This is a genomic window from Streptomyces sp. NPDC088261 (assembly GCF_044740805.1).
In the GTDB taxonomy this organism is placed as follows: Bacteria; Actinomycetota; Actinomycetes; order Streptomycetales; family Streptomycetaceae; genus Streptomyces.
Window position 1 is genome coordinate 44,167 of the sequence record NZ_JBIURL010000014.1, and the last position, 21,978, is coordinate 66,144.

General features: G+C 71.9%; 15 protein-coding genes and 1 pseudogene. 6 read left to right on the forward strand and 10 right to left on the reverse strand.

Annotation, left to right across the window (positions count from 1 at the left end):
- Window position 1: 1 nt before the first annotated feature.
- Together ACIODU_RS24735 and ACIODU_RS24740 are read right to left on the reverse strand one after the other, a co-directional pair.
- Entirely contained in the window at window positions 2-1,498 is a 1,497-nt protein-coding gene (locus tag ACIODU_RS24735) for a CehA/McbA family metallohydrolase (RefSeq protein ID WP_401770036.1), read from the reverse strand.
- 329 nt (window positions 1,499-1,827) lie between these two features.
- Window positions 1,828-2,568 (reverse strand): SGNH/GDSL hydrolase family protein, encoded by a 741-nt coding sequence (locus ACIODU_RS24740; RefSeq protein WP_401769932.1) that lies wholly within the window; start codon window positions 2,566-2,568, stop codon window positions 1,828-1,830.
- Window positions 2,569-2,881: 313 nt separating this feature from the next.
- Here ACIODU_RS24740 and ACIODU_RS24745 point away from each other — a divergent pair, with 313 nt between their 5' ends.
- The 3 genes and pseudogenes from ACIODU_RS24745 (at window position 2,882) to ACIODU_RS24755 (ending at window position 7,775) form a co-directional block, all read left to right on the forward strand.
- Window positions 2,882-5,587: a bifunctional FO biosynthesis protein CofGH gene (locus ACIODU_RS24745; RefSeq protein WP_401769933.1), complete on the forward strand. Its 2,706-nt coding sequence runs from the start codon at window positions 2,882-2,884 to the stop codon at window positions 5,585-5,587.
- Between the two features lie 644 nt (window positions 5,588-6,231).
- Window positions 6,232-6,642 (forward strand): annotated as a pseudogene (locus ACIODU_RS24750) (tetratricopeptide repeat protein); the annotation flags it as partial.
- A gap of 14 nt (window positions 6,643-6,656) precedes the next feature.
- The gene (locus ACIODU_RS24755) at window positions 6,657-7,775 is read left to right on the forward strand and encodes an ADP-ribosylglycohydrolase family protein (protein ID WP_401769934.1); all 1,119 of its coding nucleotides are present in this window, start codon (window positions 6,657-6,659) and stop codon (window positions 7,773-7,775) included.
- 129 nt (window positions 7,776-7,904) lie between these two features.
- On the opposite strand, the gene ACIODU_RS24760 is transcribed toward ACIODU_RS24755, so the two are convergent.
- The 5 genes from ACIODU_RS24760 to ACIODU_RS24780 form a co-directional block, all read right to left on the reverse strand.
- Window positions 7,905-9,500: a sodium:solute symporter family protein gene (locus tag ACIODU_RS24760; protein WP_356426727.1), complete on the reverse strand. Its 1,596-nt coding sequence runs from the start codon at window positions 9,498-9,500 to the stop codon at window positions 7,905-7,907.
- A 417-nt stretch (window positions 9,501-9,917) separates the two neighbouring features.
- Window positions 9,918-10,127: a DUF397 domain-containing protein gene (locus ACIODU_RS24765; protein WP_356426728.1), complete on the reverse strand. Its 210-nt coding sequence runs from the start codon at window positions 10,125-10,127 to the stop codon at window positions 9,918-9,920.
- A gap of 295 nt (window positions 10,128-10,422) precedes the next feature.
- Window positions 10,423-11,280 carry a helix-turn-helix transcriptional regulator gene (locus tag ACIODU_RS24770; protein ID WP_356426939.1) on the reverse strand — a complete coding sequence of 286 codons (858 nt, stop codon included), beginning with the start codon at window positions 11,278-11,280 and terminating at the stop codon, window positions 10,423-10,425.
- 350 nt (window positions 11,281-11,630) lie between these two features.
- Window positions 11,631-12,374 (reverse strand): GPP34 family phosphoprotein, encoded by a 744-nt coding sequence (locus ACIODU_RS24775; RefSeq protein ID WP_356426730.1) that lies wholly within the window; start codon window positions 12,372-12,374, stop codon window positions 11,631-11,633.
- A gap of 1,278 nt (window positions 12,375-13,652) precedes the next feature.
- Window positions 13,653-14,201 (reverse strand): hypothetical protein, encoded by a 549-nt coding sequence (locus ACIODU_RS24780; protein ID WP_401769935.1) that lies wholly within the window; start codon window positions 14,199-14,201, stop codon window positions 13,653-13,655.
- Between the two features lie 19 nt (window positions 14,202-14,220).
- Here ACIODU_RS24780 and ACIODU_RS24785 point away from each other — a divergent pair, with 19 nt between their 5' ends.
- Window positions 14,221-15,939, forward strand: coding sequence for a serine hydrolase (locus tag ACIODU_RS24785; protein ID WP_401769936.1), 1,719 nt, complete (start codon window positions 14,221-14,223; stop codon window positions 15,937-15,939).
- A gap of 224 nt (window positions 15,940-16,163) precedes the next feature.
- Window positions 16,164-18,035 (forward strand): MFS transporter, encoded by a 1,872-nt coding sequence (locus ACIODU_RS24790; protein ID WP_401769937.1) that lies wholly within the window; start codon window positions 16,164-16,166, stop codon window positions 18,033-18,035.
- A 79-nt stretch (window positions 18,036-18,114) separates the two neighbouring features.
- Here ACIODU_RS24790 and ACIODU_RS24795 read toward each other — a convergent pair whose 3' ends face one another.
- A complete protein-coding gene (locus ACIODU_RS24795) occupies window positions 18,115-18,960 on the reverse strand; it encodes a MerR family transcriptional regulator (protein WP_401769938.1) in 846 nt (281 codons plus the stop codon).
- Between the two features lie 126 nt (window positions 18,961-19,086).
- Between ACIODU_RS24795 and ACIODU_RS24800 the strand changes: the two genes are divergently transcribed.
- Window positions 19,087-19,830, forward strand: coding sequence for an adhesin (locus tag ACIODU_RS24800; RefSeq protein WP_401769939.1), 744 nt, complete (start codon window positions 19,087-19,089; stop codon window positions 19,828-19,830).
- 252 nt (window positions 19,831-20,082) lie between these two features.
- On the opposite strand, the gene ACIODU_RS24805 is transcribed toward ACIODU_RS24800, so the two are convergent.
- Complete coding sequence (locus ACIODU_RS24805) at window positions 20,083-21,522, reverse strand: hypothetical protein (protein WP_401769940.1); 1,440 nt, start codon at window positions 21,520-21,522, stop codon at window positions 20,083-20,085.
- Window positions 21,519-21,872, reverse strand: coding sequence for a hypothetical protein (locus ACIODU_RS24810; protein WP_356426747.1), 354 nt, complete (start codon window positions 21,870-21,872; stop codon window positions 21,519-21,521). The genes ACIODU_RS24805 and ACIODU_RS24810 overlap by 4 nt, the downstream gene beginning before the upstream one ends.
- Between the last annotated feature and the right edge of the window lie 106 nt (window positions 21,873-21,978).

The following is a 21,978-nucleotide window of genomic DNA, read 5'->3' on the forward strand; positions in this document are numbered from 1 at the left end:
CTCACGAACCCAGGAACACCGGGTTCGTGAAGGCCGCCAGGGGTCCCGGCAGGCCCGGGACCGTGGCCGGGTGGCGGACCTCCGCGCGGACGTACGTGGCGTACGAGGCCGTCGTGCGCCACTCGACCGTGCCGGTCCCCGAGGCCGGGAGTGTCGTGGTGTGGAGCGTGCCCTGGTCGGTGACGAAGTGGGCGGTGCAGCCGGGGGCGCCGGTGACCTCCAGGCGTACCGTCACCGGGTCGTCGTCGGCCACGCGCAGCCGCTCGCCGATGCCCGCGTGGGCGCCCCGGCCGCCGGAGGCGGTGAACGCCAGGGAGACGCGGGCCGATTCGGCGACGTAGCTGTGGCCCGCGCGGATGCCGGCGAGGATCGCCTCGCGGGTCAGGTCCTCGGCGAGGACCACCGTCTGCGGGGTGCCGATGGCGTCGGGGTCGCGGTGGGCGTCGCTGTTGCCCATCGCCGGGGTCCAGGTCCGCACCGGATGGTCCGATCGGTCCGAACGGGCCGCCGAGACCAGGGTGTTGTCCCAGTCCGCGAGAGAGACCTCGTCCTCCACCGTGTACGGGCCGTTCCACACCTCCACCGCGTCCGCGTCGCCGAGGCCGAACTTCCAGTTGCAGCCGATGCAGGTCGCGTGCGGGTGCGCGGGCACGACCAGACCGTCCGCGCGCCGGATCTCGCGGGCGTAGTGCCCGAAGCGGTTGTCGCGGGCCCGGTAGCGCCAGTCCACGAACGTACCGGCGTCCATGCCGATCGCCAGGACGTGGCCGTTGCGCGTCGTGACCTCCTCGCCGGTGAGGATCAGCAGGTCGTCGCCCCACAGGCCGTCCCACGCGCGGTGCCCGGCGGACGTGTTGTGCTCGCTGGTGTTGATGAAGTCCAGGCCGGCCGTACGGGCGAGCGTGGCGATCTCGGCCGGGGTGCGGCGGCCGTCGGAGTGCACGGAGTGGAGGTGGCAGTCGCCCCGGTACCAGGCCCGGCCGCGCCCCTTCGCCCGGCGTGGCGGGTAGCTGGGGGCGGGGGTGGTGCCGGGCGCGCCGAGGGTGAGCGTGACGGTGACCTCGTACGCCAGACCCTGCGGGGAGACGGTGTACGGGGCCAGCGCGACGTTCCAGGTGCCGGCCCGTACCGGACCGGGGAGGTAGCCGGGGGTCGCGTCGTCGGCGCGGAGGAAGAACTCGGTGCGGGCGCCGCCCGACCAGCCCCGGAAGCCCCGGCCGCCGAGGGCGGTGCCGCGCTCGTCGAAGACGCCGATGTCGAGGGCGTTGCCCTGGGTGCCCGGGGGGACGGCCGGGCGTTCGTACGTGTACGAGACGCGGATCTCGCGGACGCCGCGCGGGACCTCGACGGGGAGATAGACGAAGTCGGGGGAGCCGGGCGGGAGGGTGCCCCGCACGGTTCTGGTCACCTGGGGGACATCGTCGTCGTTGCTGTCGGCGGAGGCGGGGCTCGCGAAACTCACGGTACTCAACGTAAGCGCGGCGGCGGCTCCCGTCATCAGGAGGGTCCGCCGGTCCGGCGTCTTGCCGGAGTCGGAGTCGGAGTCGGCGTCGGCGTTGGCATGGGCGTTGGTGTCTGTGTCGTCCGGCTGCATGGCGGCGATTCCCCCGGCGGTCGAGAAGGACACGAGCGGTCGCGCGGATCGTGCCTGTGAAGTCTCGGGTCCGGCCGTGAACCGGCGGGCAAGGGAGGGGGATCGGCGGATGGCGGGGAGGCGGCGGAGGGGCCGTACCCGTAAAGGACACGTATCCGCGAACGGCCGCGCCGCCCGACCCGGTGGTCGGTGGCGCGGCCGTGGTGCCGGCTGGTGAGGTGGTTACGGAGCCGTCAGATCCAGGGGCCCGTCCGCAGCGTCGTGTACCAGCGGTCGGCCATCTTGGCGTACCCGGTCGCCGTGGGATGCACCCCGTCCGCGAGGTCGGCGGCCGTGAGCGCGCTGTGCATGTCGATGAAGTGGACGCGGCGGCCCTTCTGCGCCCACTGGCTGACGATGCCGGGAATCGCCGCGTTGTACGCCTTCCCCCGCGCCTCCACCCCCGGGTTGGTGAAGGGGATGATGCTCGCGACGAAGACGTCCGCGTTCGGCGCGGCGGCCGTGAGGTGGTCGATCAGGGCGGACAGCCGGGCCGGCGCCCCGGCGAGGTCGTAGTTCTGGGTCATGTCGTTGGTGCCGATGTGGAGCAGGACCGTACGGGGATTGGCGCGCTTCGCCCAGTCCACGACCTGGGCGTCGATCTGGTCGATACGGAAGCCGGAGTGGCCCTCGTTGTCACGGTCGGGGAGCGTGGTGGGCCCGTGGTACTGCGTACCGACGAAGTCGACCAGGCGCTTGTCGGCCGCCGCGCGCTCCCACAGGCGGTTGCGGTAGGCGCCCGCGATGTTGGAGCCGGCGGTGATCGAGTCGCCGAGCGGCATGATCCGCAGACCGCCGTTGGACTCGGCGGAGGCGGACGCGGGGGTCATGAGGCCGGCGACGAAGGCCGCGGTGACCGCCGCGCCCAGCAGGGCGGACCTGCGGCGGCGGGCGGGGGCGCCGGTCGGCGAGAAGGCAGGGGAAAGAGAACGCATCAGAACTCCTCAGGTACAGCTCGTGGGGGGACGAGGGGAAATGAGCGGGCAGGGGTCCGTACCGCCCTGGGTGGGGGCGGGTCACTCGCGCGCGGGGGTGCCGTGGGGGTCGGCCGGGTCGTGTCCCCGCAGGTCGGATCTTGATTGTTTTCTACTGCGGGTCCGGGGGGCGCGCAAGCCTCGCGGCACGTCCGCCTCTTCCGTAACCGCTTCCGTAACCGCTTCCGTACCTCTTCCGTGCCTCTCCGTACCCGACCGGGTGGTCCGGACGGCGGCCCCGGGCCTTTCCCGGGGGCGTACGTATCCTCGAAGGATGACGACGCACGTGCCTGATCAGCCCAAGGCCGGACGACCGACCGCAGCGCAGGCCGACACCCTGGCCGGCGCGCCGGCCGCCGAAGCCCCCACCGCTCCCGGCGCCCCCGCCACCCCCTCGACCCCCACCGCCAACTCCATGCGGCGGGCGCTGAAACGGGCCCGGGACGGCGTCGCCCTGGACGTCGGCGAGGCCGCCGTCCTCCTCCAGGCGCGCGGCGACGACCTCGCCGACCTGCGCGCCTCGGCCGCCCGCGTCCGGGACGCCGGCCTGGCGGCGGTCGGGCGGCCCGGGATCATCACGTACTCCCGCAAGGTCTTCATCCCGCTGACCCGGCTGTGCCGTGACAAGTGCCACTACTGCACGTTCGTGACCGTGCCCGGCAAGCTCCGCCGCGCCGGGCACGGCATGTTCCTCTCGCCCGACGAGGTCCTGGCCATCGCCCGGCGCGGCGCCGAACTGGGCTGCAAGGAAGCGCTGTTCACGCTCGGCGACCGGCCCGAGGACCGGTGGCCGGAGGCGCGGGAGTGGCTGGAGGCCGAGGGGTACGACGACACCCTCGCGTACGTACGGGCCATGGCCATCCGCGTCCTGGAGGAGACGGGCCTGCTGCCCCACCTCAACCCGGGGGTCATGACGTGGACCGATCTCCAGCGGCTCAAGCCGGTCGCGCCGTCGATGGGCATGATGCTGGAGACGACCGCGACCCGGCTGTGGAGCGAGCCCGGCGGCCCGCACCACGGCTCGCCCGACAAGGAACCGGCCGTCCGGCTGCGGGTGCTGGAGGACGCGGGCCGCTCCAACGTCCCGTTCACCAGCGGGATCCTGATCGGCATCGGGGAGACGTACGAGGAGCGCGCCGAGGCGCTGTTCGCGCTGCGCAAGACCAGCCGGGCCTACCACGGGCTCCAGGAGTTCATCATCCAGAACTTCCGCGCCAAGCCGGACACGGCCATGCGCGGGATGCCGGACGCCGACCTGTACGAACTGGCCGCCGCGATCGCGGTGACCCGGCACATCATGGGGCCTTCGGCGCGGGTGCAGGCGCCGCCGAACCTGGTCGACCGCGAGTACGCGCTGATGATCGGCGCGGGCATCGACGACTGGGGCGGTGTCTCGCCGCTGACCCCCGACCACGTCAACCCCGAGCGGCCGTGGCCGATGGTGGACGAACTGGCCGAGCGGACCGCCGCCGCCGGGTTCGCGCTGCGGGAACGGCTCACCATCTACCCGGAGTTCCTTCAGCGGGGCGAGCCGTGGCTGGACCCCCGGCTGATGCCGCACGTCCGGGCGCTGTCCGACCCGGAGACGGGATTGGCGCGCGAGGACGTCACCCCGGTCGGCCTCCCCTGGCAGGAACCGGACGAGGGCTTCACCGCGTCGGGCCGTACGGACCTGCACCGCACGATCGACACGGAGGGCCGTACGTCGGACCGCCGTGACGACTTCGACCACGTGTACGGCGACTGGGAGGAACTGCGCGAGGCCGCCGCGCCCGGCATGGTGCCGTCCCGCATCGACGCGGACGTGAAGCAGGCCCTCAGCCAGGCGGCTTCGGACCCGACGAAGCTGACGGACGACGAGGCGCTGGCGCTGCTGCACGCGGACGGCCCGGCGCTGGACGCGCTGACCCGTATCGCCGACGCGCTGCGCCGGGACGTGGTCGGCGACGACGTCACGTACATCGTCACCCGCAACATCAACTTCACCAACGTCTGCTACACGGGCTGCCGTTTCTGCGCCTTCGCCCAGCGCCGTACGGACGCCGACGCGTACACCCTCTCCCTCGACCAGGTCGCCGACCGCGCCGAACAGGCGTGGGAGGTGGGCGCGGTGGAGGTCTGCATGCAGGGCGGCATCCACCCGGACCTCCCGGGGACGGCGTACTTCGACATCGCGCGCGCGGTGAAGAAGCGCGTCCCGGGCATGCACGTCCACGCGTTCTCCCCGATGGAGGTCGTCAACGGCGCCTCGCGGACGGGCCTTTCGATCCGCGAGTGGCTGACGGCCGCGAAGGAAGCGGGACTTGACTCGATCCCGGGCACGGCGGCGGAGATCCTGGACGACGAGGTGCGCTGGATCCTCACCAAGGGCAAGCTGCCGACGGCCACCTGGATCGAGGTGGTGAAGACGGCGCACGAGCTGGGCATCCGCTCCAGCTCCACGATGATGTACGGGCACGTCGACCAGCCGCGCCACTGGCTGGGCCACTTCCGCACGCTGTCCCGCATCCAGCAGGAGACGGGCGGCTTCACAGAATTCGTGACGCTCCCCTTCATCCACACCAACGCCCCCGTCTACCTGGCCGGCATCGCCCGCCCCGGCCCGACGGACCGCGACAACCGCGCGGTGATGGCGATGGCCCGCCTCCTCCTGCACCCGCACATCACCAACATCCAGACGAGCTGGGTGAAGCTGGGCACGGAGGGCGCGGCGGAGATGCTCCGCTCCGGCGCGAACGACCTGGGCGGCACGCTGATGGAGGAGACCATCTCCCGCATGGCGGGCTCCAGTTACGGCTCGTACCGCTCGGTCAAGGACCTGACAGCCATCGCCGAAGCGGCGGGCCGCCCGTCCCGCCCGAGGACAACGCTGTACGGCGAGGTCCCGGAGGAACGTGTGGCAGCGGCAAGCGCCTCGGACGGCCACCTGCCCCAACTACTCCCGCTGCTACCGAACGAGCCGGTGGCCAACGAGGTCTAAAACCCGGCGGCTTGTGTCAGCGACCGTTGTCACCGCCCCCTCCGCCCGCCGAGCCCCGGCGGCCGGGGCGGAGATAGGGGCGGGGGACGCCCACCTGCCCGGGGACGGGGGGAGGAAACCGCGGCCCCGACCCGCCCCCGCGCCGATGACCGCTGGCAGAGCCCCCGTTGGCGCGGGCTGCGCCTGGAAGAGGCGGACCACTCCCTCCGCGCCCGCCCGGCGACGGCCCTCGCCGCCGCCCTGCGCTGCGCCCAGGCGCTCGCGGAGGCGGGGGAGGACACGGACGAGGCGGTGGTACGGGAGGTGGGGCGGCGGCTCGGCGCGGCGCTGGGCGAAGACGGCGCGGGCGTACGGACAGGCATAGGGACGGGCGTAGGGACCGGTGTCCGGACAGGGACAGCGACGGGCGTGGGTACGGGCGTAGGGACGGGTGTACGGAACACCCTCGGCCTCCTCCTCGACGCCGGGCGCCCTCGACCCGGCGCCCCGCGCGGTGGCCCACCGCGTACGCGGCCGCGTCCTGAGCGCCGAGGGCCGGGCTACGAGCCGGCGCTCGCCGACCTCGACCGGTCGCTGGCCCTCGCCCCGGCCGGTACGAGGCGTACCTCGGCCGACCGCTCGCCCACCGCGGGCGCGGCGACTCCCCGGCCGCCCTCGCCGGCTTCCGCCGCGCCGACGAACTGGCCCCGGACACCGCCGGGATCCTCACGGCCTGGGGCGAGACGCTGCGCGCGGCGGGACGGTACGAGGAGGCGGTGGCCCTGCTGGACCGGGCGATCGGGGCCGCGCCCGGGGACGCGTACGCGACGGCGGTCCGCGGCAGCGCCCTGCACCGGCTGGGCCGCCACACCGAGGCCCTCGCGGACCTGGACCGCGCGATCGCCCTGCGCCGCGACAACGCGTGGGCGATCGCCCGCCGGGCGGAGGTACGTGCGGAATCGGCCGCGGGCACCCCCTGGATCACGCCGGTTCCGCCCGCGCCGCCACCCCCCGTCCCCGTTCGATTACAGTGCTGCGCACCGAGCCGCCGAGAGGTGCGGCGCGAGGCGCGGTGAAGGGAGAGGGGCGCGTGAGCACACCGTCCGGAGCCGCCGTCTGGGGGCGCGCGGAGCAGCAGGACTTTCGCAGCCGGGTACGGGGCTGCCTGCTCGGTGGCGCCATCGGGGACGCGCTCGGGGCGGGCGTCGCCGGACTCACGCTCGACGAGATCCGGGGCGTGCACGGCTCGGACGCCGTCGTCGACTACGTACGCGCGTACGGCCGTCGCGGCGCGATCACCGCCGCCACCCAGCTGACCCTCTTCACCGTGGACGGACTGATCCGCGCCCAGGTCCGCAGGGACACCGGCGCCTGGCACCCGCCGACCGACGTGCACCGCGCGCACCTGCGCTGGGCGGCCACGCAGCGCGACTGGGGGCCCGACCTCCGCCGCAAGGACAACGGCTGGCTCGCGCAGGAGGAGTGGCTGTACGTACGCCGCGACCCGACCATCTCCTGCCTGACCGGGTTCGGCGACACCCTCATGGGCACGCTCGACAAGCCCAAGAACCCCACCGCGCGGGACGCGGGCGCGCTCGTACGGTCCGCGCCGTTCGGCCTGCTCGTGGGGTGGGAACCGCAGTTGGTGTGCCAGCTCGCCGTGGAGTGCGCGGCGCAGACGCACGGCCACCCCACCGCGTACCTCTCCGCCGGCGCCTTCGCCGTGATCGTGCACGGCCTGGCCCGGGGGGAGGCGCTGGAGGCGTCCGTGGCGCGGGCCCTGCTGCTGCTCGGCCCGCGCCCGGGGCACGAACCGGTGTCCCAGGCCCTCCGGTCGGCGCTCGGCGCCGTACGACAGGGCGTTCCGGGACCGGACCGTATCGCCGGACTCGGCGAAGGCCGCGCCGCCGAGGACGCGTTGGCCGTCGCCGTGTACTGCGCGCTCGTCGGTGAGGACATCCGCCACGGGCTGCGCCTCGCCGTCAACCACGACGGCCCGTCCGGCGCCACCGGCACGCTGTGCGGGGCGCTGCTCGGGACCCTGCACGGGGAGACGGCGCTGCCGCCGGCCTGGCTGGCGGAGCTGGAGGGCCGGCCGACCCTCCTCGAACTCGCCGACGACTTCGCGATGGAGATGACGCAGGGGCCGGCCCTGCACAGCCCGACGGTCGCGGTGTCCGGCTGGCTGGCGCGCTACCCGCGGGGCTGAACGGCGGTACGGAGAACGGCGGTTCGGAGGGCGGCCGTACGGAGGACACCGGTACGGGGCGATACGGAGCGCCCGGCGGGCCCGGACCGAACCGAGCCCGCCCGGCGCTCACGTACCCCGAAAAACCGGTCAGCCGTCCGACGACGCCTTCCCGCCCGCCACCTTCGCGTCCCGCGGCCCCGCCTGCCCCGGCAGGTTCAGCGACGCGGCCGTCAGGCCCGAACCGTCCCCGTCGCCCTGGCCGTTGATCCGCGCCAGCAGCACATCGCGCTCCGGGGTGTCCTCGGGCTTGAGGAAGCCGATCACGATGTACAGCACCAGCGAGACGGCCAGCGGGACCGACACCTGGTACTGGAGCGGCACCCCGCCGTCGACGTTCCAGTTGATCGGGTAGTTCACCAGCCAGAAGGCCAGCAGCCCGAACGCCCAGCTGACGAGCGCCGCCGTCGGACCCGACCTGCGGAAGGTCTTGAGCATGCCCAGCATGAACGGGATCGCGATCGGACCCATCAGGCCGGCCACCCACTTGATAACGACGGTGATGATGTCCTTGAACGTCGGCGAGTTGACCTGGGTGGCGATCGCCATGGACAGCGCCAGGAACGAGATGGTCGACAGCCGCGCCGCCGCCAGCCCCGCCCGCTCCGACCAGCCGCGCGCCGCCTTGGAGAGGGCGGGCGCGATGTCGCGGGTGAAGACCGCCGAGATGGCGTTCGCGTCGGAGGAGCACATCGCCATGGTGTGCGAGAAGAACCCGACGATGACCAGGCCCAGCAGCCCGTGCGGCAGCAGCTGCTCGACCATGAGGGCGTACGAGTCCGAGGCGTCCGGCTTCTGCGCCTTCACGAGCAGCGGGGCGCACCACATCGGGAAGAACAGGACCAGCGGCCAGACCAGCCAGAGGAGGGACGACAGCCGCGCCGAGCGGGTGGCCTCACGGGCGTTGGCGGTCGCCATGTAGCGCTGCGCCTGGTTCCACATGCCGCCGTTGTACTCGAAGGTCTTGATGAAGAGGAACGCCAGCAGGAACGTCACGGTGTACGGGCCCGCCACCGGGTCCGCGTGTCCGTCGGGGAGCTTGTCCCACACCGTCCACAGCGAACTGAACCCGCCCAGCTTGCCCATGACGGCGACGAGCATCGCGATCCCGGCGAAGAGCTGGATGATGAACTGGCCCAGCTCGGTGAGCGCGTCGGCCCACAGCCCGCCGACCGTGCAGTAGATGCCCGTGATGACACCGGTGATGAGGATGCCCTGGTTGAGGGAGAGCCCGGTGAAGACGGAGAGCAGGGTGGCGATGGCGGCCCACTTGGCGCCCACGTCCACGATCTTCAGCAGCAGACCCGACCAGGCGAGCGCCTGCTGCGTCTTCACGTCGTAACGGTTCTTGAGGTATTCGAGCGGCGACGCGACGTGCAGCCGTGAGCGCAGCCGGTTGAGGCGTGGCGCGAAGAGCTTCGCGCCGATCCCGATGCCGATGGCGATGGGCAGGGACCAGGTCACGAAGGACGTGACGCCGTAGACGTACGCGATGCCCGCGTAGCCGGTGAACATCACCGCGCTGTAGCCGGACATGTGGTGCGAGATGCCGGACAGCCACCACGGCATCTTGCCGCCGGCGGTGAAGAAGTCGCTGACGTTGTCCACGCGCTTGTGCGACCAGATGCCGATCGCGACCATCACGCCGAAGTACGCGATGAGCACGATCCAGTCGAGGCTGTTCATGTGCCCCCTCCAGGGGTCCGCCTTGTGAACGTCGATGCTCTTCGTCAGAACGTCCGGATCAGCGGTGGCCCCGTGCGGGAGTGGGGACTTGGGGGATTGAACCGCCTGGCGCGGCGGCGGGTCAAGGCCCCCTGAGGTCATAAATGTGAACAGGGATCAGAAAGCCGAACGATTTTACTCGTTCTTGACTCCACGGGGCGTTGTCGTGAACGTGACGACGACCACACGATGAGCGAGCACTTCGTCAGAGTCCGAAGCAAAAAAAGACGACCGCCGGGATGCGGGTCCCGTGCGGTCGGGTGAGGGAGTGGAGAGCTGGGGAGTACGTGAGGGACGGGGGCATGGCCGAGCCCCCTCGGCCAGGACGGCGGACCGGTCGAGAGGGCTCTCACTTTTGGGGCGCCGACGCGGCGGCTGTCAGCCGTTGTTGAACGCGCCCCTGCTCATTTCCTGGACGAAGGCATTCCACGATGCGGGGACGAACGAGATCGAGGGCCCCTCGGGTGCCTTTGAATCCCGTACGGCGATGGACTGGACCTCGGGTGATTTGACCTCGACGCAAGCGCCGTTACCGCCGGAATACGAGGACTTCGTCCACGTGTCCGTAGCGCCCTGAAGAATTGCCATGTTCGCTCCGGTTCAGCAAGTGGTGGAACATCACGCCAACTTCCTGCTGGCATGATCGACGCTACTCGTCCGCCTCGACGGGCGGGACGGGCGTTCACTCATCCGGATGGCATATCGGAGGGGAGCCTTCCACGGTGGGGCGGTTGAGGTGTAGCGTGCCCTCACCCCGGCGGGGAAATGGACGTACAAGACATTTGGGAAGCGCGCCGAAGCGAGTCCGGAAGCGATCCCGGAGGCGATCCCGGAGACGGAACCGGGGGGGCGGCCGGCGCGCGACCGCCGCCCCCCGGCCGCCTCAGCGGGCGTATTCCTTGGCGATGTCCGCGATGAACTGCCTCGTCTGGTCGACGTTCAGGGCCTGCGCGCGCAAATGCTCGTACATCACGCTGTAGCGCTGTACGTCATTCGCCTTCTCCAGATAGAGATCGCTCGTCACGCCCTCGATATAGACCACGCTGGAGTCGGACGCGTCCGGGAATTCGAGAATGGCGTAGTGCCCCGAGATACCGGGATGCGCGCCCATCTCGAACGGCAGCACCTGCACGGTCACGTGCGGGAGCTGGGACTGCTCCACGAGGTATTCGAGCTGCTCCCGCATCAGTTGGCGGTCCCCGACGACCCGGCGCAGCGCCGCCTCGTCCACGACGGCCCACAGGCGCAACGGTTCCTCAGTGGTGGTGACGCGTTCCTGGCGGCGGATCCGTACCCCGACCCGCTTCTCGACGTCCGCGGCGGCGGACTCGGGCAGCGCGCCGTTGATGAGCGCCTCGGCGTACCGGCGGGTCTGGAGCAGCCCCGGCACCACCTGGGGCTCGTACACGCGCAGTGAGGCGGCGTCGGTCTCCAGGCCGATGTACACGCTGTACGGGATGTCGCCGAAGGCGTGCCACCAGCCCTGCTGGCGGGAGTCCTTGGCCATCTGCATCAGGGAGTCGACGATGCGGGTGTCCTCGACCTCGTACACGCCGCACAGGTCGCGGACGTCGCGCTGGCTGATGGAGCGGCGGCCGTTCTCCAGACGGCTGATCTTCGACTGGGAGACCAACAGGCGTTCCGCCACTTCCTCGGCCGTCATGCCCTTGAGCTCACGGAGCCGTCGAAGCTCCTGTCCCAAGCGGCGTCGCCTGACGGTGGGGTTGACGTTGGGCGCCACGGGAAACTGCACCTCCGGCTGCATAGCTGATAGCTGTACGTATCTACTGCTCAGCAGACTGCCACCAAAGGTCCCAACTGCGCGGGAAAACGGCCACAGAGACGAATACGCCTGTTTCGCGCGCGGGCGGCGCCGGGGGCCGCGGGCGCAGGCCGGGGGGCCGGGAGGCCGTGAACGCAACACGCGGGGCAGCCCTGGAATCAGGCCTGCCCCGCGTGTCCTGTGCGGCTCCCGAACCGGGTCTGGGGACGTCGGTGCGGCGGATTGCGTGGTGGTGCGGTGGTGCGGTGGTGCGGTTACGGACCGTACGGCTTCCGTGCGATTTCCGACGACTCCCGTACGTACGACGGTCAGTGCGCCGCGACGCGAGCCATGCCACTCGAGTGATGCGGCTGCGTCGGCACGCCCCCCGGCCGTCCGGCGGGGGCGCCCTGCGCGCTCCGTTCCGGCTGGCCACGGTGCGGTTGACCGCCCGCGCCGTTCTGGACGTCCATGACGGCGTGCGCCACGAGACCGCCCATGGGGTCGTGTCTGATCAGGTCCCGGAGGCGGGAGCGCGACGAGCGCCCCTCGTTCCCGGGGTACAGGTGCTTGCCGAGTCCGACCGCGTGGGCCAGTGCGGCGAGCGCCGCGGTCCGCGGGTCCGGCGGTACGCCGGTGCGGATCGCACTGTCCAGCCGGGCCCTGATCTCCCGGCTGATCGCCGTCTCTGTCGCCTGGTAGCGAGTCGTCGGCAGCACTCCACACATCTGGGTCGAAACGGCATGCACCATGCCGCACCGCTCCAGGTGCGAGAGGTAAGTCTGGCGCAGCCCCAGGCGGGGCCCGCCAATCCAATGGACAGCCCGAACCGGGCTGCCGCGTCTGCGCAGCAGTTCCAGTGCGGAGTCCAGAGTCGGATCTCCGGTCGGCCGTGGCATCACCACGGCGATACGATCCCCATCGGGGGCTATCCGTCCTGCCAGAGCCAGCTCTACTAGCTGTGCCCCGGCCAGGCCGAGGTCGAGCGACTGCGGCTGCGCTGTGGTACCCGTGGCCGGGTCCAGAGCGAGAAGCAGAAGCTCCTCCGGAATTGTTCTGCGGCTCTTGCCCATCCATGCCTCCCCGCGTGGATGAATGACAGGGTGACCCCTCTCACAATGGTCTGTCGAGAGTGCCTGGGTGCTTTGTACGGGAACCGTTATGTATGTCGTTCTCGTCTGGCACCGGGACAGCGGTTCCGGACAGGAAACTCGTAGTTGGTTCGGACAGTCGGACAGTACGGCGCGTCGCGCGAGGTGCCGTACGAGACATGAAGGAGACGCGGTGGCGGGCGAGTCCCCCGGCAAGTCGGAGCAGCAGAAGTCGTCGGGGGAGACGACTCCGGTCGAGCGGGACCCACGCCTGGCGGTCTTCCGCGAGGCCGCGGCCGAGTCCCCCGAGGACGGCGCGACGAAGGTGCTCGGGACGGTGACGGGCCGGCCGGACCGCGCCGGCGACGGGGGCGCCGAAGAGACCGCCCCGAAGCCGCAAGCCCCCGGGCGGACCCGGGGGACCTCTCAGGCCGGGGGGACCCCCCAGGCCGGGGAGACGCCCCAGGCCGGGGGGACCCCCCAGGCGGGGGAGACCCTCCAGTCCCGGGAGACCCCGAACACCGGGGAGGTCCCGCAGACCCGGGAGGTCCCGAACACCCGGGAGGTCCCGCAGACCCGAGGGGTACGAATCCCGAAGACCGGCACGCGCCCACCCCGGGCCCCCGAGCCCGAGGCGCCGAAGGAGGCCCGGACTCCCCAGCCCAAGACCCCCGACGCACAGCCCCCGAAGGGCAGTTCCCCGAAGGGCAAGGCTCCCGAGGAGGGGGCGCCCGAGGACCAGCCCTCGCAGGGGCGGGCCCCGGGGGGCCAGGTCCCCCAGGGCGAGGCTCCCGAGTCCCGTGAGGCGGCCGCGCGTTCGGGGGCTGTTGAGTCCCCGAAGACTCCGGCGCCTTCGGAAGCCTCTAGGGCTTCCGGGGCCCCCACGCCCACGGACGCCTTGAAGGCGCCGGACATTTCGGCCTCCTCGGAGGCCGCCGAGGATTCCGGGACCTTGGCCTCGTCGGAGGCTGTCGACTCCGGGGCGGCCAACCCGGCCCCGGCGCTGGCCGCCCAGGCCCCGGCACACGTGCCGACCCCGGCGGACACGCCGGCCGCCACCCCGGCCCCCGCGGGCAAGCCGGCCCCCGCGGCCACCCCGGCCCCCTCGGCTACGCGTCCCCCCGCGGGCACCCCGGCCTCAGCGGCCAACTCGGTCCCGGCGCACGCGCCAGGCGTGGCCGCGTCGGTTTCGGATGCCGAGGAGTCGGTGGCGCGGCGCTCGTTCGAGCCCGGGGGCGCTCCTGCGGCTGTCTCCGGGCTTCAGGAGGGCGGCGTGGGTGATTCCACGGAGTCGGGCACTCCGAAGGCCGAGACGGGCAGCCAGAGGGCTTCTGGGGGCCCGTCCGGCGGGGGCGACGAGTCCGTTCCGGTCGTTGCCGCGGCGACTGACGGCGATTCCGATTCCGTACGCGACGCCAAGGTGTCGGACCCGGCGGAGGCCGCCGCGTCCGGGATCCGGGACGATTCGGGCCCTTCGGGCGCCGCGTCGCCGGATTCCGCTTCGGGGGAGTCCGAGGCATCCGACGGGCGCGATGCGTCCGGCCGCCCGAACGGGCCGGTGAAGTCCGAGACCTCTACGGGCACGTCGTGGGGCCGGTCCCGTACCGACGACGAACCCCACTCCGCGCCGGAAGCGGGACCCGGGCCGAAGGCCGACTCGACGGCCGACTCGAAGGTCGGCCCGAAGGCTGGCCCGGCGGCTGGCCCGGCGGCTGCTTCCGAGCCGCAGCCCGGAGCCACCTCCACCTCCACCTCCACCTCCGCCACCGACGCCGACTCCGCGACCGAGCCCACGCCGGGCTCTGCCACCGAGCCCAAGCCTGGCTCCGTGACCAAGCCAACGTCGGGCTCCGCCACCCAGCCCGCCCCGGACTCCGCCACCCCCGGCCAACCCGCCCCCGCCGACGACCCCCCCGTCGACCGCCAGACCGCCGTCTTCAAGGCCTTCGAGCGGCCGCAGCCCGTCGATCAGCCCACCACCACGCTCAAGAGGCCCACGCCCCCGCCCGCCAGGAGCAACCCGGGCAACCCGGGCAACCCGGGCACCAGTGCCAGCACCTTCGTACCGCTGCGCAGGGACGAGAAGTCCGAGGTACGGGCCACACCTCCGCCCTCCGCCTCCGCCTCCGCCACCGGGACGAAGCCGACGCCCCCCGGCTCCACCGGAACGAGCACCCCGGGCACCCCGACCACCACACCCCCCGGCTACGCCGGCCCCGCGCTCTCCGGCGCGGAACGCACCCGGCAGCAGCCCATGCCGCCCATGCCCCCGCTCGACCTCCTCGCCGAGCTGACCAACACCCCGCCCCCGCCTCAGACCCCCGTCCGTACGGCGGTCCGGCGGGTCAAGATCTGGACCCCGCTGGTCCTCCTCGTACTGATCATCTTTGCGATCGTGCAGGCTCTCCGCCCCCTCCCCGACCCCGCCCTCTCCCTCACCGCCCCCGCCACCTTCACCTTCGACGGCGCCAAGCTCGACCTGCCCTGGCCGTCCGAGGGCCAGGGCGCCGTCGAGGTCGAAGGGGTCGGCAGCCTCGGGAAGTACGGCCCCGGCAAGCCCGCCCCCATCGCCAGCGTCGCGAAGACCATGACGGCCTACGTGATACTCAAGGACCACCCCATCACCGGCAAGCAGGTCGGCCCGAAGATCACGGTCGACAAGCAGGCGGGCGAGGAGTCGAACCGTCCCGACGAGTCGACCGCGCCCCTCCAGGAGGGCCAGCAGTACACGCAGAAGGAGATGCTCCAGCTCCTGATGATCCCGTCGGGCAACAACGCGGCCCGGCTCCTGGCCCGCTGGGACGCCGGCTCCGAGAAGGCCTTCGTCACGAAGATGAACGCGGCCGCCGACGACCTCGGGATGACGAACTCCACGTACACGGACCCGAGCGGTCTCATGAAGACCACCGTGTCCACCCCGGCCGACCAGCTCAAACTGGCCGAGGCGGTGGTACGGAACGACGTCTTCCGCGAGATCGTGAACACCCCGGACATCGAGATCCCCGGCATCGGCAAGCGGATCTTCAACAACAACAAGATCCTCGCCGAGCCCGGCGTGAGCGGCATCAAGACCGGCTCCTCCACCCCCGCCGGCGGCAACCTGCTCTGGACCGCGCAGACCATCATCGACGGCCAGAACCGCCGGATCATCGGCATAGTGATGGGCGCGCAGCAGGCCACCACCCTGGACGACAAGCTCAACCTCGCCATCCAGAACAGCCTCAAGCTGATCCAGGCGTCCCAGGACGGCGTCACGTCCGCCGCCGTCGTCAAGAAGGGCGAGGTCGTCGGGGTGGTGGACGACGGGCTGGGTGGTACGACTCCGGTCGTCGCCACGAAGGACCTCAAGCCGGTCGGCTGGGCCGGGCTCAAGGTCACGCTCAAGCTCGGTGACAAGGGCACGAAGGTCCCGCACACCGCGAAGGCGGGCACGGTGGTCGGCGAGCTGACCATCGGCACCGGCGACGGCAAGGTCTCCACCCCGGTCGCCCTCCAGAAGGACCTGGCGGAGCCCGGCTTCGGCGCCAAGCTGACGCGCGTCGGCTGATCCTCACCCCGGGGACGCGTCGGTGATCCCCGCCCCGGGGAGAGGGGTCTCACATGCCCCTCTCCCCGGCCCGCCCGCCGTGCTAGCGTCCGAAACGGACATCTGCTGAACGGGGCAGGGCAACTGTGGGACGCGGGGACGGCGTCCTTAGGACATGAGGCCCCCGGGCGCACGCGGAAACGCGGCGGCCGGAGGGGCGTGTCGGGGAGACGTGGAGAGCCGCAGTGACCACCACTGAGCCGGCCCGTACGGACGGCAGCACCACGCCCGAGGGGGCGCCGAGACCGCTGCCCGCACCGCCGGCCGACGGGACGGGGACCCTCACCACCGGTCTCCACCGCCTCCGCAGCCTCGCCGGCCTCCACCGCCTCCCCGGCCTCCCCGGTCTCCGTGACCTCCCCGACCGCGTGCGAAGGCACCCCGTCCTCTTCACCGGCGCCCTCGCCGCGGCCGTCCATCTCCTCTGGTTCTTCTTCTTCGCAAACAGTGGCGGAGACATCGCCGCCCAGGACGCGTGGGCCGAGTTCGTCGGCCGCCACCCCGACTCCGCGTACAACCTCGCCTGGTACGGCGGCATGCACCCGGTCTCGTACAGCGTCGTCTCGCCGTACCTGATGTCGGTCCTCGGCGTCCGTACGACGATGATGATCGCCGGGACCGTCTCCGCCGCCCTGCTCGCCCTGATCCTGGTGCGCGTCCGCGCGGTCCGTAACCCGATCGCGTGCGCGATGGCCGGGGTCTTCGCGTTCCTCTGCAACGCCCTCTCGGGCCGCGTGACCTTCGGCCTCGGGGTGATGTTCGCGCTGGGCGCGGTCGCCGCCGTGTTCTGCTGGCCGTACCGCTGGCGCGGCAAACGCTGGCTCAAGGCGGTGGCCGCCGCCCCGCTCGCCGGGCTGGCGACCGCGGCGAGTCCCGTCGCCGGACTGTTCCTCGGAGTCGTCGCGGCGGCGCTGTTCGTGAACAAGCGGCGCCCGGGTGCGTACGCGCTCGGCCTCGCCCCGGCCGTCGTGGTGGCCGTGTCCGCCTGGCTGTTCCCCTTCTCCGGAACACAGCCGATGTCGGTCGGGACAGCCTCGCTGCCGTTCGTCTTCGCGGTGTTCGTCTTCGTGCTGGTGCCGCGCGACTGGCGTACGGTACGGGCCGCCGCGGCCGTCTACGGCGTCGGCGTGCTGCTGACCTGGGTGGTCGACTCCCAGATCGGTTCGAACGTGTCCCGCCTCGCGATGATCGTCGCGGGGGTGGTGCTGCTGGCCGCACTCCCGTACACCCACCCGGGCTCACGCCGGTGGTACGCGCTGGTGGTGGCGTTCGCCGGCCTGAACTTCTGGATCGGTTTCAAGGGCGTCGACGACATCGTCCGTACCGCTCCCACCGCCTCCTGGACCCGCGAGCTGGCACCGCTGGTCAACCAGTTGCAGCGGGCCGGCGCCGAGCGGGGCCGGGTCGAGGTGGTCCCGGCCAGGAGCCACCGCGAGGCGTCGGCGCTCGCCCCGTACGTCAATCTCGCCCGGGGCTGGAACCGGCAGGCGGACATGGAGCGCAACCCGATCTTCTACGACGACACCCTGTCCGCCGACAACTACCGCGGCTGGCTGGACCGCTGGGCCGTGCACTTCGTGGTGCTGCCGAAGGGCAAGCCCGACACGGGGGCGAAGATGGAGGCGGAGCTGGTCCAGAAGGGCCAGCCCTACCTCAAGCCGCTGTGGGGCGACGCCAACTGGCAGCTGTTCGCCGTCGAGGACCCCATGCCGCTGGCCGACCCGCCGGCGACGGTGGACCGGGCCGGCGCGGGCGAGCTGACGATCCACGTGAAGACGGCGGGCCGGGTGCTGATCCGTATCCCGTACTCGCCCTGGCTGGGCCTGGTCGACGCGGAGGGCAAGAGCGTGCTCCCGCCGCAGGAGACGGAGGCGTCGAAGGCGGACGACGACGGCCCCAAGGTCTACACGAACCCCAACGGGTGCCTGATGAAGACCGAGGAGGACGCGGAGGGCGACGAGTGGACGGAACTGCTCGCGCCCCGGCCGGGGGTGTACCGCCTGGCGGCGCCGTACCAGCTGCCGCGGGGGACGGGCTGCCCGGAGGAGCTGCGCTGAGGGGGAGCGAGGGGCCCCGCCGAGGGGGACCGAAAGACGGCTCCCCTCGCCTACCCCCCCCCGCGCGGTCACCTCACCGTCACCTGATGGGGAAGGCCACGTCGCACACCTCGTCCGACGGTCCGGCGCCGTCCCAGTCGGCCTCGAAGTACAGCTCCCGGCAGGGCCCGGCGATGGTCAGCCCCTGCTCGGCGATCCACTCCTCGACGGCCTCGAAGGCGGACAGGATCTGCGGGTGCGCGACCTGGGCCTTGGTGACCCGTACGTACGCGAGCCGCTGCGCGGGCTCGATGCGCAGTGCGGTCGTACGGTGGTTCTCGGCCGCGTACGCCTCCGCCGCCCGTACGTCCCCCACCGGCACACAGGTCTCCGCGGGCCCGTCGCTGTCGAGGCTGACCTCGGCGTGGTAGGCGACGAAGGGGGTGCCCGCGATGCCCCCGCACCGCTCGGCGGCGCCGGTGAGCCGGTCGAGGGCGGCGGGGATCCAGCGCGGCAGCTCGGTGGCGAGCAGGTGCCTGCGCTCGGTCAGTACGGCCTGCTCGCCCACGTCCACGGTCTTGATCTCGTACATCGGACTTCTCCTCCTACCGGACAATCGGTCACGGAGATGGGCGGCCACCGCGCTCTGCGTGGCGTGGCGTTCCTCGCGCTCGGCCCAGTAGCCGGCGAGGACGTCCGCGGCCCGCGGCCCGGGCAGCGCCACCACCTCGGCGATCCGGGCGAGGGGCATGTCGAGCTGCCGGAGCAGCGCCACCAGCCGGGCCCGCTCGACCTGGTCCGGGCGGTACCAGCGATAGCCGGTGACCGCGTCGACCCGGTCGGGCGCGAGCAGACCGAGACGGTCGTACAGGCGCAGCGCCTTGGGCGAGAGCCGCGACCTGGCGGCGAACTCGCCGATGGTGAGGAGTTCCCCGAGGTCGGCCATGGCCCCATCTTCCGTCACCGGGCCGCTGTCGGCCCGGTGACGGGAGGGTGAACCCTGCCGTTGGGGCAAGGTCAATCCCCGGCTTCCGGTTTCCGGTGGGGGCGTGATCGCGCATAGTGGGGCGGCATGAGGCCCGAGCACCCCGAGTACCCGCCGCGCAGGGCACCGCGCGCGGTGTGGACGATCCTGGCGCTGGGGGCCGTGGCGGCAACGGCAATCACCCTCACCCTCACCCTCACAGCGAGCGACACCCCGGACACGACAACGGACGACCCCCCTCCCACCACGGCGCCGACGGACGTCAGACAACCCGAACTCCCCGCCCTAAGGGGGGCGGTGGCCCCCACCCCGAAGCCGATCCAGGGCTACTCGGTGTGGGCGGGGCCGGGTTGCGGGACGGGGGAGTACGAGGAGGCGGGCCGCTTCGAGAACGGCGACGCGGCCTGGTACACGGTGAAGTCCGGCGGCCACGAGGGCGATTCGTGCGACGGCAGCTTCTCGGCGATGCCCATGTCGGGCAGCGCGAACGACGACCGGGGCTCGACGGCGACCTGGTCGTGGGAACTGGGCAGGGGCTACGAGAAGTGCGCCCTGTCGGTCTACATACCGGCCACCGACAACCCCCGCGACACGGCGGGCGACCCCTCGGTCTACGAGATCCTGTCCGACAGGAACGACCCCACGTCGGGCTACGCGGCCTTCGGCATCCGCCAGCCAACCCACCGGGGCACCTTGCTCAAGGTAGGCACCTACCGCGTAAAGGCCCCCCGCTTCACGGTCCGCCTAAGAGACAGAGGCCAAGACTGGGGCACCCCGTCCCGCTACGGAGCCCACCACGCAGCAGCCCAAATGAACCTGACCTGCACCTGACCCACGCCCCCGACCGGCCCGTCCGGTGTCTCGTAACGGGCGAACGGGACAGCCGTCTCCGGCTGTCCCGTTCCCCCGTTCCCCCGTTCCCCCGTTCCCCCGTTCCCCCGTTCCCCCGTTCCCCCGTTCCCCCGTTCCCCCGTTCCCCCGTTCCCCCGTTCCGGGGTGGCTTCCCCGGCCGAAGAGGCCGGTAGCCGGGTCCCGTACGCGGACAACAGCCGCCCCCCCCGGCTGCGCACGGCTGCCGGCCTCTCACCGCCCGGCGGCCGACCTCAGCCCCGAGCCGGCCAGGCACGCCGCCGCCACCGAGGCCCCGAGGAGCGCCGAGTCCGCCGTACCGCGCTTGGCGAGCCCCGTACGTATCTCGTCCACCAGCGTGTGGAAAAGGAGCGCCCGCCGGGAATCGACGAGTACGGCCGCGGTCTCCGCGTCGACGCCCCAACTCCACAGCGCACTCTCGCAGTTGCCACCGATGGCGAGCCGCGCGCCCTCCGCCACCCAGCTTCCGGCATCCTCGGCCAGCCGCTCCATCAGCTCGACGAGCGAGTCGCGCGACCGGCTCTGGAGCCGGTCGAGGACGGTGATGGACCGCAGGTACTCCCGGGGCTGGGTCGACAACAGATCGGGCGACCGGTCGACCCACTCCCAGTCGAAGACCGGCGCGGAACCGTCGAACACCGCCGAGCGCTCCGTCGCGGTCAGCAGGCTGCCGAGGAAGAGCGTGGCGACCTGCTGCTCCCGCTCATCGATCCGGTCGAGGAGCAACGTGGCCCGGATCCGCGCCGGCGGGTGGGTGGTGCCGCTGCGGACGAACAGCGCCTGCTCGGTCACATGGACCGCGAGCATCGCGACCAGCGGGCCCAGAACGGAGGAGAACTGTACGGCCGGTTCCGCCTCGGTGCCCGCGAACTCGCGCTCCGACGCCCGTACGGTCGCCTGGTGGGCCAGCAGGTCCGCGTTGAGTTCCAGACGCTGGTCGCCGGAGCACGCCGGAACGTGTTCACCGGGTGAGAAGGCGCTCATCGGGGTCCGGTGCCCCAGCACGTGGTGCGCGATCTCATGGCCGATGACGAAGCGGGCCGCCTGGAGCGTGACGAGGCTGCCGATCTCCATGACCAGCGGCTCCGCCCGGTGCCCCAGCTTCGCGGACTTCCCGTACACCCGCTGGTTCACGTTGTAGTAGCGCAACAGCGCGGTGAGTACGGCGGGATCGCCGCCCATCGCCCCCGCACGGGCCGCGCGGAGGGCCTCGAACAGTCCCCTGACCGGGCCGCGCGCACCGATCCGCGCCAGTCCGATCCCGGAGAACTGACCGTACAGACCGGCCAGCGTGAGAATCGAGTCCGAGACCTCCACCAGCCCCGATCCGTCGGCGAACGGTGTCATCTGGGCCGACACGTCGTCCTGCGGGAAGGAGCAGACGAACACGGTGTCCAGTCGCTCCTGAGGAAAGCCCAGGTCCCGCAGTGCCGTCTTCATCTCCTCGGTCACTTGCCGCACCAACGCGGTCGCGGGGTCGTACGGTGAAGCACCCTCGCTCTTCTGCCACTCCGCCATGCTCGCGTCCAGTTGGCGGAGCGACTCGTGGTCGCCGAGCCTGGCCAGTTCCTCACGTATGTGCGCGAGCTGGTCGGTCCGGTTGACCAGCAACCGGCGGAGCTTGCGTTCCGCCATCGACTCCCCGCCGCTCATGACGGCGCCGGGGCGTTCGCACAGAAGGATCCGAGACCGATACGGGCCACCAGCACGGCGAGCACGCCGGCGGTGGCGGGTTCCTCACCGAGGTGCTGGAGCACTTCGTACACCGCTGCCGCGTCGAGCACCCGGTCCGAGCCGGTGGTGCCGAGCAGGCCCTGGACCCGCTCCTGATGGCAGATCTTGCGTTGCAGATCACGGTGCTTGTGCTCGAACCACTGCTTGCCGAAACGGCGGTTGGCGCCCCGGTCCGCCGGGGAGATGCCGAGTCCTTCGTCGAGGAGGCCGGCGCCGAGCAGCTCGAACAGCTCGTCGTCGGTCTTGTCCAGGTAGAGATCGAGGGTCATGGAAGTGCGTCCCCTGTGTTCCGAACGGAAGGCCCGCCGCCCGCCGCGGCGGCCTCCCACCACCGTGCCACCGGGCCCGGCGCGCGCCCATCCCTCGGAGGATGAG